We start from the raw sequence: 13602 nt of genomic DNA, 5'->3' as shown, positions 1-13602 counted from the left end.
TTCTCAAACCTTTCCGTAAGTGAAGCTGGTTTCGCCGATGCCGCCGATGACGGCCCGGACATGATCGCCGGGATGGAGCGCGACCATCGGTCCCAGCGCCCCGCCCAGAAGAATATCGCCCGCCTTCAGGGGTTCGCCGCGCCGCGCCAGCGTCTGCGCCAGCCAGGCGGCGGCGTTCAGCGGATTGCCCAGCACCGCGGCCCCCGCCCCCAGCGACACCGGGGCGCCGTTGATTTCCATCACCATGCCGCAGCTATAGAGGTCCAGCCCGGCCAGCGGCCTGCCATCCCCGGCCAGGACGAAGAAAGCGGAAGACCCGTTGTCCGCGACCGTATCGGCAAAGGTGATCTTCCAGTCTGCAATGCGGCTGTCGACAATCTCGATTGCCGCATGCACGCTGGCAACGGCCCGCGCCACCATCTGCGGCGTGGTGTCGGGATCGGACAGGTCCTGACCCAGGATGAAGGCGATTTCCGCCTCCGCCTTGGGCTGCAAGGCGCGCGCCGGATCGAGCGTGCCGCCATCGATCACCTGCATGTCGTCGAACAACACGCCGAAGTCGGGCTGGTCCACGCCCAGCTGCTGCTGCACCGCCCTGGCCGTCAGCCCCGCCTTGCGCCCGACGATGCGGCGCCCCTGCGCCTCCCAATAGCGGGTGTTGATCGTTTGGATCGCATAGGCGCTGTCGGCATCCTGCGGTTCCAGCCCATCGCGCATCGGCGGCACCGCGCCGCCTGTATAGGCGTCCCGCAAACGGCGGGCGAGGTCTTCATGATTGGGGACCAGCATCGATTCCTCATCCTCTCTTGGTTCGCTCTTTTTTAAGGAGGCTTTCCCCTTGGCGCCAGCCGACCGGTCGGCTATCTTCTCACATTATGAGAGATGGAACGCCGCAACTCAGTTCGTTCAAGCGCACGCTCACCATGCTGGAGGCCGTGGTCGACGATGGCGGGGCAAGCAGCGTCGCGGAGATGGCCCGCAGGCTCGGCCTCCCCGTGGCGACGGCGCATCGGCAGATTGCGACGTTGGTGGCGGAGGATTATCTGCGCCCGCTGGGCAAGGGGCGTCATGTCGCGGGATCGCGCCTCATGAAGCTCGCGCAGCGGCTGGACGAGAAGCAACTGATCGCCAATGTCGCCGCGCCGATCCTGCACCGCCTGGCAACGCGGGTGCGCAGCACCGTTCAGTTGGGCACGCTGGAAAATGAAATGGTCACTTACCGTATCAAGACCGGCCAAGGTGCCAGCGCCCTGTTCACCAAGGTTGGCATGCAGTTGGAGGCTTATTGCTCGGGCATGGGCAAGGTGTTGCTGGCCTATCTCCCCGACAAGGACCGGGACAATTATCTGGCTGGTGGTCCCTTCGTGCCCCTGACGGCAAAAACCATTACCGAACCGGCCGCACTCACCGCTGAACTGATCAAGGTACAGGAGCAGGGATTTGCCGTGGACGACGGCGAAATTGCCGATGGCCTGTTCTGCATGGCCGTCCCGATCCGCAATCCCGCGCAGCAGGTGGTGGCGGCTATCTCCGTTTCGCAAGCCGACACCGGCAACAAACGCATGGCCGACGACGTTCTGCTGGCCATGCTCCGCCAGGCCGCGTCCGCCATCGAGGCGGAGGCGAACGTCGGCACGGATCGTTAGACCGTCTGGAAGCCTCCCTCGCCCGACGCGCCGGGGATGAATGGATCCGAAGCGCGGCTCATACAATATGAGAGGGTTCGACCTGGCATCCCATGGCCCCACGGGTATCGAGATCGCACATCGCCTTCGCAACATGGGAGGTGCATGACAGGCCGGTTGGGTCTACACCAGAACATGGCGACGGACTCTGCCCCAAAGCGTCCGCCGTTTATTCCGGAGGTCCCCCTCATGAAACAGTATAAGGTCGGCTATCTGATCGGAAGCCTCGCCCGCGAATCGATCAATCGCAAACTCGCCCAGGCACTTATCCGGCTTGCACCCGAAAATCTCAGCTTCGTAGAGATCTCCTTTTCGGAACTGCCGCTCTACAGCTATGATTATGATGCCGATTTCCCGCCGGTCGCACGCGCCTTCAAGGACGCGCTCAAGGCGGTCGACGCGCTGCTGTTCGTGACCCCGGAATATAATCGATCGATCCCCGGCGGCCTCAAGAACGCGATAGACTGGGCCAGCCGGCCCTATGGCACCAACAGTTTCACCCATAAGCCTTCCGCCGTGATCGGCGCGTCGCCTGGCGCCATCGGCACCGCCGTCGCTCAGCAGAGCTTGCGCAGCGTACTCAGCTTCTGCAATTCGCCGCAGATGAACGCGCCGGAGGCCTATATCCACTACACGCCCGGTCTGATCAGCGACAATGGCGAAATCACGGTCGCCTCGACCGAGGATTTCCTGCGTCACTATATGGAAGAATTTCAGGACTTCATTGCCCGGGTGCTGTCCGCGCTGCCCAATCGCGCCTGAGGTTCGGAAGGAACAGATATGAGCGAGACATCTACCGATCCTCTGGGCCGGCTGCTGGCCGGCCTTCCAGACCTGCTGCCGATGCTGGAGGCGGCGTATAAGGACATCCATGCCCATCCCGAACTATCGATGGAGGAGGTCCGTACCGCCGCCATTGCCGAACGGCATCTGAACGACAACGGCTATGAAGTGACGGCGGGCATCGGCAAAACGGGCGTCGTCGGCCTGCTGCGCAATGGCGATGGGCCAACCGTCCTGCTGCGCGCGGACATGGACGCCCTGCCGGTGGCCGAGGATACGGGGCTGGATTACGCCAGCACGGTCACCGGCACCGATCCCTCCGGCAAGACCGTGCCCGTCGCGCATTCCTGCGGCCATGACATGCATGTGGCATGGCTCATGGGCGCAAGCGCCCTGTTCGCCCGCAATCGCGATGCCTGGCGGGGCACGTTGATCGTCCTGTTCCAGCCGGGCGAGGAAACGGCCCAGGGCGCGCGGGCGATGATCGACGACGGCCTGCTGGCACGTTTCCCGAAGCCGGATGTCGTGCTGGGTCAGCATGTCATGGTCGGCGCGGCAGGCACGGTCTCCGGCACCGCTGGGCCGATCACCTCGGCGGCGGACAGCCTTCAGATCCGCATGTTCGGCCGCGGCGCGCACGGATCGATGCCGCAAGCCAGCATCGACCCGGTCGTCATGGCCGCATCGACCGTGCTGCGTCTGCAAACCGTCGTTTCGCGCGAAGTCGCAGCGACCGAGGCCGCCGTGGTCACCGTCGGCGTTCTGCAAGCGGGGACCAAGGAAAATATCATTCCCGACGAAGCCCTCATCAAACTCAATGTGCGGACTTTCGACGAAGGCGTGCGCGAGCGCGTGCTGTCCGCGATCGAACGGATCGTCCATGCGGAGGCAGCCGCGTCCGGCGCGCCCCGCCCGCCGGAGATCACGCCGCTCGACCGCTATCCGCTCAACGTCAATGACAAGGACGCAAGCGACCGCATCGCCGCGGCGTTCCGCGCGCATTTCTCGACCGACCGGGTCCAGCATAGCGGCCCCGCCTGCGCCAGCGAGGATTTCGGCTGTTACGGCACCGAATGGAGCGTCCCGTCGGTATTCTGGTTTGTCGGCGGAACCGATCCTGAACTCTTTGCCAAGGCCGTGGCCGAAGGACGGTTGAATGAATTGCCCGTCAATCACAGCCCGCATTTCGCGCCGGTCCTGCATCCGACGCTGAAGACCGGAGTGGAGGCCATGGCGACGGCGGCGATGGCCTGGAACGCCGCTTCATGAATGACTGCAAAAAGGACGTGCGACCATGATGGCGGGGCAAGCGACCGATGAACTCCTGCGCGTGCTCGTCCTCATTCTCGATCTTGCCGGCACCTTCGCCTTCGCGCTGAGCGGCGCGACGGCAGGGGTGCGGCGGCAACTCGACATCTTCGGCGTCCTGGTGCTCTCCTTCGCGGCTTCAACCTTCGGGGGGATCACCCGCGATGTAGTGATCGGCGCGGTACCGCCGGCCGCATTGCAGGACTGGCGCTATCTGGCGGTATCGATTGCGGCGGGCCTCATCTGTTTCTTCTGGTCGTCGCTGATCGAAAAGCTGCGCAATCCGGTACGGATGCTGGACGCGATGGGATTGGCGCTGTTCGCGGTGGCCGGAACGGAAAAGGCGCTGGCCTTCGGGCTAAGCCCGGTCATGGCAGCCCTGCTGGGAATGCTGACCGGCATTGGCGGCGGCGTGGCGCGGGATGTGCTTCTTGCTGAAATTCCCGGCGTGCTTCGTTCGGACCTCTATGCCGTGGCAGCGCTGGTCGGCGCGGCGATCGTGGTGATCGGTCACATGCTGTATTTTCCGATCCTCCTCACCGCCTGCGGAGGCGGCCTTGCCTGTTTCAGCCTGCGCATGGTGGCCATCCGGCGCGGCTGGCATCTCCCCCAGGCCAGCGAACGCAAAAGGCCGCAGGACTGAATTCCACCGGATCGGGGACTTGAAAGCCGCCGCCGCTCCAGCCATCTGACGGGCCGGATTCCATTTGGGAGAGCTTTCGCACCGCCATGACCACGACCGGCACCGCACCCGAAACCCGTTCCTTTGAGGCCGACGTCGCCCGGCTGCTCCACATGATGGTGCACTCGGTCTATTCGGACAAGGATGTCTTCCTGCGCGAGTTGATCTCCAACGCAGCCGACGCCTGCGAGAAGCTGCGCTACGAACTGCTGAGCGATCCCGCCCTCGCCGGGGAAGATGGCCAGCCGCGCATCACCCTGACGCTCGACCCCGACGCCCGCCAGTTGATCCTGGAGGATAACGGCATCGGCATGAGCGAGATCGAATTGGCCGAAGCGCTGGGCACCATCGCCCGGTCGGGCACCCGCGCCTTCATGGAGCGCGTCGCCGCCGCCCAGGAAGGCGAAGGCGCGCAACTGATCGGCCAGTTCGGCGTCGGCTTCTATTCGGCCTTCATGGTCGCGGATCGCGTCGATGTCTATTCCCGCCGCGCCGGCGCCGACACCGCCGCGCACTGGGCGTCGGATGGCCTGGGCAGCTACACCATCCAGCGTGTCGACCCGGCGCAAGCCCCGGCGCGCGGGACCCGCATCGTCCTCCATCTGAAGGAAGACGCCGCCAGCTACACCGAAGCCTTCACCACCCAGCGCATCGTCACCGCGCAGTCGGGCCATGTCCCCGTCCCCATCTTCCTCAAGGAAAAGCCGGATGCAGAGGAAAAGCAGATCGCAGACGGCGCGGCGCTCTGGACCCGCCCAAAGTCGGACATCACGGCGGAGGAATATACCGACTTCTACCGCAGCACCGCCGGCCAGTTCGATGAACCGGCCCTGACGCTGCATTATCGGGCCGAAGGGCTGCACGAATATTCGGTCCTCGCCTTCCTGCCCTCCATGCCCCCCTTCGACCTGTTCGACCCGGATCGCGCCGGCCGGATGAAGCTCTATGTCCGTCGCGTCTTCATCACCGACGAGGCGCAGATCCTGCCGCGCTACCTGCGTTTCGTGCGCGGTCTGGTCGACAGCAACGACCTGCCGCTCAACGTCTCGCGCGAGATGATCCAGGAAAGCCCGGTGCTCGCCGCTATTCAGAAGGGCGTCGCGAACCGCATCCTCGCCGAACTGGACAAGCTGGCCGAAAAGGATGCGGACGCCTATCGCGCCTTCTGGCAGAATTTCGGCGCGGTCCTGAAGGAAGGGCTGTACGAGGATTTCTCCCGGCGCGAGACGCTGCTTGGCCTCGCCCGCTTCAAGTCCACCGTTTCGGGCGAGGACTGGCGCTCGCTCAAGGACTATGTCGGGGCGGTGAAGGACAATCAGACCGCGATCTACTACGCCACCGGATCGGACCTCGACCGCCTCGCCTCCTCCCCCCAGCTTGAAGGGTTCCGCGCTCGCGGGACCGAGGTGCTGCTGCTCACCGATCAGGTCGACAGCTTCTGGGTCACGGCGGGCGCCGACTATCAGGGCAAACCGTTCAAGTCGGTGACGCAGGGCCTGGCCGACCTCAGCCTGATCCCCTTGGCCGACGGCGAAACGGCCCCCGCCCAGGCGTCGGCAGAAGTCGATGGCTTCATCACCTACGTCAAGGGCGTGCTGGGCGAGGAAGTCTCCGACGTCCGCGCATCGGAACGGCTGACGGAAAGCGCCGTCTGCCTGGTCGCACCGGACAATGCGATGGACCGCCAGCTTGAAAAGATGCTGGCCGGGGCTGGACGCCTCGACCATGCGGCAAAGCCGGTGCTGGAGATCAATCCCCGCCACGAGCTGATCGCCCGGCTGGGCGCGCTGGCGGAGGATAGCGGCCTGCGCGAGGATGCCGCGCGCTTGCTGCTCGACGAAGCCCGCATCGCCGATGGCGAGCTTCCCGCCGATCCACGTGCCTTTTCCGCGCGCCTCGCCCGCATGATCGGCGGCGCGATCCAGTGAATGGACGGTGGCCGGGACCGTCCCGGCCACCGGTCCCCCGATAACGGTATCGAACGACAATCCGCTTGCCACTGCCGCGAAAGCACGCCAAGCACGCGGCGACAGGAATTGAGGGAACAGCGCGCTAATGAGCTATTATGACGTTCTGATCGTAGGCGCCGGTCACGCAGGGGCACAGGCCGGCATTTCGCTGCGCCAATTGGGGTTTGAAGGCACCATCGCCATGATCGGCGATGAAAAGGACCCGCCCTATGAGCGCCCGCCGCTGTCCAAGGAATATTTCGCGGGCGACAAGAGCTTCGACCGCATCCTGATCCGTCCCGCGAGCTTCTGGGACGAGCGCAAGATCGACATGCTGCTGGGGCTGCGCGTCAAGTCGGTCGATCCCGTCGGCAAGTTCGTGACGGCGGGCGGCAAGGAAATGGGCGACCGCGAAATCGGTTATGGCAAGCTGATCTGGTGCACTGGCGGCTCCCCGCGCATGTTGACCTGCGCCGGTGCCGATGCGTCCAACGTCCATGCCGTTCGTCGCCGCGACGATGTCGACGCGATGATGGCGAAGATCGACCAGATCAACCATGTGACCGTCATCGGCGGCGGCTATATCGGCCTCGAAGCCGCTGCCGTCCTGTCGAAGTTCGGCAAGAAGGTCGTGCTGCTCGAAGCCCTCGACCGCGTGCTGGCGCGCGTGGCGGGTGAAGAACTGTCGCGCTTCTACGAAGCAGAACACCGCGCCCATGGCGTCGACCTGCGCACCGGCGCGCGGATGGACTGCATCGAGGTCACCGACGGCAAGGCGACCGCCGTGCTGATGCAGGATGGCGAGCGGATCGAAACCGACATGGTGATCGTCGGCATCGGCATCATCCCCGAAACCGGCCCGCTGATCGCGGCGGGCGCGGTCGGCGGCAATGGCGTGGACGTGGATGAATATTGCCGCACCAGCCTGCCCGACATCTATGCGGTGGGCGATTGCGCGGCCCATGCCAACAGCTTCGCGCGCGGCGCGCAAATCCGCCTCGAGTCCGTGCAGAACGCCAATGATCAGGCGAAAACCGCCGTCAGCCACATCATGGGCAAGGAAGAAGCCTATCATGCGGTACCGTGGTTCTGGTCGAACCAATATGATCTGAAGCTCCAGACCGTGGGGCTCTCCACCGGCCATGACCAGACGATCCTGCGCGGCGATCCCGCCACCCGCGGCTTTTCGGTCCTGTACATGAAGGGCGGCAAGCTGATCGCGCTCGACTGCGTCAATGCGGTCAAGGACTATGTGCAGGGCCGCGCCCATGTCGTCTCCGGCGCGGTGCTGGATCACGCGCAACTCGCTGACCCGGCGGTGCCGCTCAAGGAAGTCGGCCTCGCCTGACCGATCGAGGAAGGTCAGCCCCGAAAGCGGACCTTCTTCGCCAATTCCCAGGGTCCGCCGCGATAATGCCAGGCCGCAAGCCCGACTATCGCGAGCGGCCTCGGGCGGAATTCCCGCCTCAACGTCTCCGCCAGCGCCTTGGCCTCTCGCGGTTCGACCTTGTTCTGCACCGTGATGTGAAAGCGCGGCCGCCCCTGATCCTGCGGCACCAGCAAGCCCGCAAAAGCGTCCGCCAGTTCATCGCGCATCGCCATCAGCTCGGGGCTGTCCACCCGATAGGCAACGCCCCGCCCCAGCAGCATCACCTCCGTCAACCGCGCAGCGGGCGCAGGTCCGATACAAAGCCGCTTCAATCGGTGCGCCACTTCCTCCAGGGCCGAGGGCGGCAAATGATGGAACAAGGTGAGATGCGCCGGGACCAGATTGCGCTCAGCGGGAAAATGAGCGCGCCGCAGCCCCTCGGCCCAGCCGAAGTCCGCCGCCCCCATCAAGGCGGTCACAATGATCGGCGGTACTGAAACTCGCTCAATCAACTACTTACGCCCCTTTCCTGCACCGCTTTCGCAAAATTGCGGCGAACGATATGATCGCCCTAACCGGTCCCGATAAACCGACCGCCCATGGAGGGGAAAACAGCCATGACCGCACCGCGATCCTTTTGGGGTATAGGCATCGTCCTGCTATTCTGGAACATGATGGGGGTTGGCGCCTTCATCATGCAATATAGCGCCGACCTCAGCCAGTTGGCCAAGACCGATCCTTATACCGCCGGCATCTTCGCGGCGATGCCGGGCTGGGCCTGGACGGCTTATGCCGTCGCGGTCGGCGCCGGGACGCTCGGCGCGATCCTGCTCCTCCTCCGCAAGCGCGCCGCAGTACCCCTGTTCCTGCTCTCGATCGTCAGCGTGATCGTGCAGTTCGGCTACAGCTTCATCCACACCGACCTGCTGGTGGTGAAGGGCGTCACGGCCGCGATCTTCCCGGCCGTGATCCTGATCGTCGCCCTCTTCCAGTGGCGCTATGCCCGCAACCTCACCGTCCGGGGCCTGCTTCACTAGGCAGCGTTTAACACCGGCCCTTGCCCAATCGCGCCCAGATCGAAAGGCGCGGTCTGGTACATTTCGTTGATCCAGTTGCCGAACAGCATATGCGCATGGCTGCGCCAGTGATTTTGCGGCGCCTGGGCGGGATCATCATCGGGGAAATAATGGACAGGGAACTGCCCGCCCCCGTCGCGCGCATATTCATCCGCCAGCGTCCGGCTGTCATATTCCAGATGGTTGAACATGTGCAGAAAGCCGCGCTCCGGGTCGCCGATCAGGCACAGGCCCGACTCTTCGCTCTCCGCCAGAATCTGCAGGCCGCGCCCTTCGGGAATATCCTGCCGCCGCACCTCCGACCAGCGCGACACCGGCACGCAGAAATCGTCGGAGAGACCCCGCATCCATGGCGAGGACCGCAAATGGACCCGATGGCGGAACACGCCGAACGCCTTTTGCCCCAAGGCATGTTTCTCCACGCCGTGGAAATGATGCAGCGCCGCCTGCGCCGCCCAGCAGATGCTCAGCGAGCGGTGCACATGGGTCTGCGTCCAGTCCAGAATCGCCTGCAATTCCTCCCAATAGCTCACCGCTTCGAAAGGCAGTTGCTCCACCGGCGCGCCGGTGATGATGAAGCCGTCGAACCGTTCATCCCGCACGTCGCTCCACGGACGATAGAAAGACGCCATATGATCGGCGGATGTATTGCGCGACACATGGTCGCTGATCCGGACCAGCGTCAATTCCACCTGCAACGGCGTCGCCCCCAGCAGCCGGGCGAGCTGCGTCTCGGTGCTGATCTTGTTGGGCATGAGGTTGAGCAGCGCGATCCGCAAGGGGCGAATATCCTGCCGCACTGCATCGGCTTCGCGCATGACGACGACACCCTCGGCCTCCAGCGTGCGGCGGGCGGGCAGGTCGTCGGCTATCTTGATCGGCACGTCACGTCATTCCTTGGCTTTGGAGCGACGCTTGACGATGTGGCTTGGGTCCGCTTGTTTGCCGGATCGGCCACATCCTCCCTTTTGGGAGTGCCACCTTGCCCGGATAGGCAGGTTGGCGTTGGGCGTCTCCCCAACTCTTGATGCTGACGTCCATTTAGGCACGCAAAGGCGGTTTGGCAATCGCTGCTTTACGAAGGGAAAGGAAAAATTGAAGGACAAGGCTGAAATTGCCCCGTCCACTCAGGCTAAAGCTCACCTCTGGCCCGGCGGATTTCAAACCATTTCCGCACATTCTCATTATGCTCTTGCAGCGTATCGGCAAAGATATGCCCGCCCTTCCCGTCCGCGACGAAATAGAGCGCCTTGGTCTCCGCCGGATGCAGCACCGCCAGGATCGACAGCCGCCCCGGATTGGCGATCGGCCCTTTGGGCAGGCCAGTCATCGCATAGGTATTATAATCGTTGACCGCCGCGATCTCCGATCTCTTGATCCGCCGTCCCAGAGGCTTGCCCCTGGTGATCGGGTAGATGATCGTCGGGTCCGCCTGCAACATCATGCGTGTCTTCAGACGGTTGCCATAAACCCCCGCCACCATCGGCCGCTCCGACGGGACGCCGGTTTCCTTCTCAACAATGCTGGCAAGGATGATCGCTTCCCTGGGGGATTTGGCCACCGTATCGGGCGCCCGCTCGGCCCACAGCGTCGCCAGCGCCCTGTCCATCGCGGACTGCATCCGCTTCAGCACCACGGCCCGGCTTTCGCCCTTGTCGAAGGCATAGCTGTCGGGCAGCACGCTGCCTTCTTCGGGCACCGCGATGTCGCCGGTCAGTTCCTCATTCGCCTTCAGCCGCTCATAAACCAGGATAGAGGGCATGCCCTCCGGTATGGTGATGAGCCGGGTCAGCGTTTTGCCGCCCTGCAATATGCTGAAAATGTCGCTGTTGCTGGCGCCCTTGGGAATCAGGAACTCGCCCGCCTTGATCGACTTGCCTCGCCCGAAGACCTTGGCGCGGGTCAGGAAGGCATCGGCCGACCGCACAATGCCCTTCTGCTTGAGCAGCACCGCCGCGTCCGCAATCGTCGCGCCATCGGGCACCACGATCGTCACATCCGATGTCGCCGGCCCCGCCTCCGTCCAGCCATGGACGAAACGGAACGCGACAAAGGCCGCGACGGCCAGACCGATGAGCAGGATGCTACAGCCGAGCCGCCGCATGGGAGTTGTCTCAGATCGCCTTCATGATGAGCGAGGCATTCGTGCCGCCGAAACCGAACGAGTTGTTCAGCACCGCGCGCACCTTGCGCTCCTTGGCGACATGCGGAACCAGGTCGACGCCCTTGCAGCTTTCGCTCGGTTCGTCGAGGTTCAGCGTCGGCGGCACGATCTGGTCGCGCATGGCGAGAATGCAGAAGATGCTCTCCACCGCGCCCGCGCCGCCCAGAAGATGGCCGATGGCGGACTTGGTCGAGCTCATCGACATGGTGTTCAAATGTTCGCCGAACAACCGCTTCACCGCGCCCAGCTCCAACTCGTCGCCAAGCGGGGTCGAGGTGCCGTGCGCGTTCACATAGTCGATGTCAGCCAACGACAAGCCCGACTTGCGGAGCGCCATTTCCATCGAACGATAGCCGCCATTGCCCTCCGGATGCGGAGCGGTGACGTGATAGGCGTCGCCCGACAGGCCGTAACCGATCACTTCGGCATAGATTTTCGCGCCGCGCTTCTTGGCATGCTCATATTCCTCGAGCACGACCACGCCCGCACCCTCGCCCATGACGAAGCCGTCACGGTTGATGTCGTAGGGCCGCGAAGCTTTTTCCGGCGTGTCGTTGAAGCCGGTCGACAGCGCGCGAGCCTGGGCGAATCCGGCAATGCCGATCGGGCAGATCGCGCTTTCCGCGCCACCGGCCAGCATCACGTCGGCATCATCCATCGCGATCATCCGCGCGGCGTCGCCGATGGAGTGCGCGCCTGTGGAACAGGCGGTCACCACCGCATGGTTCGGCCCCATCAGGCCATATTTGATCGAAACCTGACCCGAAATCAGGTTGATGAGACGACCGTGGACGAAGTGCGGCGACACGCGGCCCGGCCCCTTGTTCGCCAGCACCAGCGATTCGCTTTCGATGCCTGGCAGACCGCCAATGCCCGAACCGATGGAGCAACCAGCGCGCAGCCGCTCTTCCTCGCTCATGTCGGTCAGGCCCGCGTCCTGCAGAGCCTCGCTGGCGGCGGCAATGCCGAAGACGATGAACGGATCGACCTGACGCTGGATCTTGTGGTCGACTTCCTTGTTGGCGTCGAAACCATATTCATGATCCGCCGGCTTCACCTCGCAGGCGATGCGGCACTTATATTCGCTGGCGTCGAACCGCGCGATCGTCGCCGCGCCGGATCTGGACGCGATGATGTTTTTCCAGGTGGTTTCGACATTCCCGCCCAGCGGGGTGACCATGCCGAGGCCGGTTACGACGACGCGACGCATATCCTTGCTCCGAAATTCTTCATTGGCTTGGCCCGTCCTTTAACCGCAACAAAGGCGCTTGTGAACGGGCAGCCAGATACGAAAAGGCTCCCCAAGACCCGGTTTTGCCGGACAGGAGGAGCCATTTCCTTCAAACGCAGCGACCCCAGCCCCGGAAGGCGGGTCGCCAGACGCTCTTACTGCTTGCTGTCGATATAATCGATGGCATCCTTGACGGTGGCGATCTTCTCAGCCGCATCGTCGGGGATTTCGACGCCGAATTCTTCTTCGAACGCCATCACCAGTTCAACGATGTCCAGGCTGTCAGCGCCCAGATCGTCGATGAAGCTTGCGTCCTCGGTCACCTTCTCGGCTTCGACGCCCAGATGCTCGACGACGATTTTCTTTACGCGATCCGCGGTCTCACTCATGAGTGGTCCTTTTTACTGGGTATCGTTGATGGTTCTGAATATTTGTTAAGGCATGCCCTAGAGGCAAGCCCCTACAGAGGCAAGAGGCAAGAGACAATCGGGAAACGCACACCCGCCCGCCTGCATTCGACTCCTGCTGCTCCGATGGCACAAGGCGGCGACTTTGCAAATGCCCAAAATTTTCGGGCGCGAAGGAATAATCCATCACGCCCGAACAAATCAGATCATCGCCATGCCGCCATTGACGTGCAGCGTCTGGCCGGTGACATAACCGGCTTCCTTGCTCGCAAGATACACGACGGCCGCGCCGATATCCTCACCCGCGCCCAGGTCGCCCGCCGGGATCTTGGTGAGGATCGCGCCCTTTTGCGCATCGTTCAGCGCATCGGTCATGGCCGACCGGATGAAGCCGGGCGCCACGCAGTTCACGGTGATCCCACGGCTCGCCAATTCCTGGCCCAGCGACTTGGACATGCCGATGATGCCGGCCTTGGACGCCGCATAATTGGCCTGCCCCGGATTGCCGGTGACGCCGACGACCGAGGTGATGGAGATGATGCGGCCGAAGCGCGCCTTCATCATCGGCTTGGCGGCCGCGCGGGCCAGCCGGAAAGCGGCCTCCAGATTCACGGAGATCACATCCGACCATTCCTCATCCTTCATGCGCAGGATCAGGTTGTCGCGGGTGATGCCGGCATTGTTGACGAGAATGTCGATCTTCCCGCCAAGCGCTTCCACCGCCTGCCCGACCAGCCCGTCGACCGCCGCCGGATCGGAAAGGTTGCAGACCAGAATCTTGTGATCCCCGCCCAGTTCGGCGGCAAACGCCTTCAGTTTCTCCTCATTGCTCCCCGAAAGGGCGAGCGTAGCGCCCTGCGCTGCAAGAGCCTTCGCAATGGCGGAACCAATGCCCCCCGAAGCGCCCGTCACCAGCGCGGTCATGCCTGTCAGATCGAACATGTCACT

General features: G+C 63.7%; 14 protein-coding genes and 1 riboswitch. Of the genes, 7 read left to right on the top strand and 7 right to left on the bottom strand.

All coding sequences use genetic code 11. The features are described from left to right. Positions 1-3 precede the first annotated feature (3 nt). The gene (locus tag F7P65_RS06690; RefSeq protein ID WP_150290976.1) at positions 4-789 is read right to left on the bottom strand and encodes a 2-keto-4-pentenoate hydratase; all 786 of its coding nucleotides are present in this window, start codon (positions 787-789) and stop codon (positions 4-6) included. An 86-nt stretch (positions 790-875) separates the two neighbouring features. Here F7P65_RS06690 and F7P65_RS06685 point away from each other — a divergent pair, with 86 nt between their 5' ends. The 6 genes from F7P65_RS06685 (at position 876) to F7P65_RS06660 (ending at position 7755) form a co-directional block, all read left to right on the top strand. Continuing rightward, the gene (locus F7P65_RS06685) at positions 876-1646 is read left to right on the top strand and encodes an IclR family transcriptional regulator (RefSeq protein WP_150290975.1); all 771 of its coding nucleotides are present in this window, start codon (positions 876-878) and stop codon (positions 1644-1646) included. Positions 1647-1874: 228 nt separating this feature from the next. After that, complete coding sequence (locus F7P65_RS06680) at positions 1875-2447, top strand: NADPH-dependent FMN reductase (RefSeq protein ID WP_150290974.1); 573 nt, start codon at positions 1875-1877, stop codon at positions 2445-2447. An 18-nt stretch (positions 2448-2465) separates the two neighbouring features. After that, positions 2466-3737, top strand: coding sequence for a M20 family metallopeptidase (locus F7P65_RS06675; RefSeq protein ID WP_150290973.1), 1272 nt, complete (start codon positions 2466-2468; stop codon positions 3735-3737). 25 nt (positions 3738-3762) lie between these two features. Next, the gene (locus F7P65_RS06670) at positions 3763-4419 is read left to right on the top strand and encodes a trimeric intracellular cation channel family protein (protein WP_205451958.1); all 657 of its coding nucleotides are present in this window, start codon (positions 3763-3765) and stop codon (positions 4417-4419) included. Positions 4420-4505: 86 nt separating this feature from the next. After that, entirely contained in the window at positions 4506-6386 is a 1881-nt protein-coding gene (gene htpG / locus F7P65_RS06665; protein WP_150290972.1) for a molecular chaperone HtpG, read from the top strand. Between the two features lie 127 nt (positions 6387-6513). Beyond that, on the top strand, positions 6514-7755 hold the full coding sequence (locus F7P65_RS06660; RefSeq protein WP_150290971.1) for an NAD(P)/FAD-dependent oxidoreductase: 1242 nt from the start codon (positions 6514-6516) through the stop codon (positions 7753-7755). Positions 7756-7769: 14 nt separating this feature from the next. Here F7P65_RS06660 and F7P65_RS06655 read toward each other — a convergent pair whose 3' ends face one another. Further along, a complete protein-coding gene (locus F7P65_RS06655; RefSeq protein WP_150291086.1) occupies positions 7770-8243 on the bottom strand; it encodes a 2'-5' RNA ligase family protein in 474 nt (157 codons plus the stop codon). A gap of 150 nt (positions 8244-8393) precedes the next feature. Between F7P65_RS06655 and F7P65_RS06650 the strand changes: the two genes are divergently transcribed. After that, a complete protein-coding gene (locus tag F7P65_RS06650; protein WP_150290970.1) occupies positions 8394-8813 on the top strand; it encodes a sugar transporter in 420 nt (139 codons plus the stop codon). Here F7P65_RS06650 and F7P65_RS06645 read toward each other — a convergent pair. From F7P65_RS06645 to fabG, 5 genes are all read right to left on the bottom strand, one after another. Further along, positions 8810-9736 (bottom strand): homoserine O-succinyltransferase, encoded by a 927-nt coding sequence (locus F7P65_RS06645; protein ID WP_150290969.1) that lies wholly within the window; start codon positions 9734-9736, stop codon positions 8810-8812. The two genes, F7P65_RS06650 and F7P65_RS06645, sit on opposite strands and share 4 nt — an antisense overlap. Before the next feature lie 44 nt (positions 9737-9780). Further along, a riboswitch (SAM-I-IV-variant riboswitch) is annotated at positions 9781-9888 on the bottom strand. Between the two features lie 96 nt (positions 9889-9984). After that, entirely contained in the window at positions 9985-10956 is a 972-nt protein-coding gene (mltG, locus tag F7P65_RS06640) for an endolytic transglycosylase MltG (RefSeq protein WP_150290968.1), read from the bottom strand. A gap of 10 nt (positions 10957-10966) precedes the next feature. Beyond that, positions 10967-12226 (bottom strand): beta-ketoacyl-ACP synthase II, encoded by a 1260-nt coding sequence (gene fabF / locus F7P65_RS06635; RefSeq protein ID WP_150290967.1) that lies wholly within the window; start codon positions 12224-12226, stop codon positions 10967-10969. A gap of 176 nt (positions 12227-12402) precedes the next feature. Further along, positions 12403-12636 carry an acyl carrier protein gene (locus F7P65_RS06630; RefSeq protein WP_007689016.1) on the bottom strand — a complete coding sequence of 78 codons (234 nt, stop codon included), beginning with the start codon at positions 12634-12636 and terminating at the stop codon, positions 12403-12405. A 219-nt stretch (positions 12637-12855) separates the two neighbouring features. Next, positions 12856-13596 carry a 3-oxoacyl-[acyl-carrier-protein] reductase gene (gene fabG, locus F7P65_RS06625; protein ID WP_150290966.1) on the bottom strand — a complete coding sequence of 247 codons (741 nt, stop codon included), beginning with the start codon at positions 13594-13596 and terminating at the stop codon, positions 12856-12858. Between the last annotated feature and the right edge of the window lie 6 nt (positions 13597-13602).

Source organism: Sphingobium estronivorans, assembly GCF_008692605.1.
Lineage (GTDB): Bacteria > Pseudomonadota > Alphaproteobacteria > Sphingomonadales > Sphingomonadaceae > Sphingobium > Sphingobium estronivorans.
The sequence above is the reverse complement of the archived record's forward strand: the minus strand, read 5'-3'. Positions and strand labels throughout refer to the sequence as shown.

Bases quoted from the DNA above. Each gene is read 5' to 3' on its own strand.
- F7P65_RS06690 (WP_150290976.1), bottom strand. From the start codon at position 789: ATGCTGGTCCCCAATCATGAAGACCTCGCCCGCCGTTTGCGGGACGCC.
- F7P65_RS06685 (WP_150290975.1), top strand. From the start codon at position 876: ATGAGAGATGGAACGCCGCAACTCAGTTCGTTCAAGCGCACGCTCACC.
- F7P65_RS06680 (WP_150290974.1), top strand. From the start codon at position 1,875: ATGAAACAGTATAAGGTCGGCTATCTGATCGGAAGCCTCGCCCGCGAA.
- F7P65_RS06675 (WP_150290973.1), top strand. From the start codon at position 2,466: ATGAGCGAGACATCTACCGATCCTCTGGGCCGGCTGCTGGCCGGCCTT.
- F7P65_RS06670 (WP_205451958.1), top strand. From the start codon at position 3,763: ATGATGGCGGGGCAAGCGACCGATGAACTCCTGCGCGTGCTCGTCCTC.
- htpG (WP_150290972.1), top strand. From the start codon at position 4,506: ATGACCACGACCGGCACCGCACCCGAAACCCGTTCCTTTGAGGCCGAC.
- F7P65_RS06660 (WP_150290971.1), top strand. From the start codon at position 6,514: ATGAGCTATTATGACGTTCTGATCGTAGGCGCCGGTCACGCAGGGGCA.
- F7P65_RS06655 (WP_150291086.1), bottom strand. From the start codon at position 8,243: ATGGGGGCGGCGGACTTCGGCTGGGCCGAGGGGCTGCGGCGCGCTCAT.
- F7P65_RS06650 (WP_150290970.1), top strand. From the start codon at position 8,394: ATGACCGCACCGCGATCCTTTTGGGGTATAGGCATCGTCCTGCTATTC.
- mltG (WP_150290968.1), bottom strand. From the start codon at position 10,956: ATGCGGCGGCTCGGCTGTAGCATCCTGCTCATCGGTCTGGCCGTCGCG.
- fabF (WP_150290967.1), bottom strand. From the start codon at position 12,226: ATGCGTCGCGTCGTCGTAACCGGCCTCGGCATGGTCACCCCGCTGGGC.
- F7P65_RS06630 (WP_007689016.1), bottom strand. From the start codon at position 12,636: ATGAGTGAGACCGCGGATCGCGTAAAGAAAATCGTCGTCGAGCATCTG.
- fabG (WP_150290966.1), bottom strand. From the start codon at position 13,596: ATGTTCGATCTGACAGGCATGACCGCGCTGGTGACGGGCGCTTCGGGG.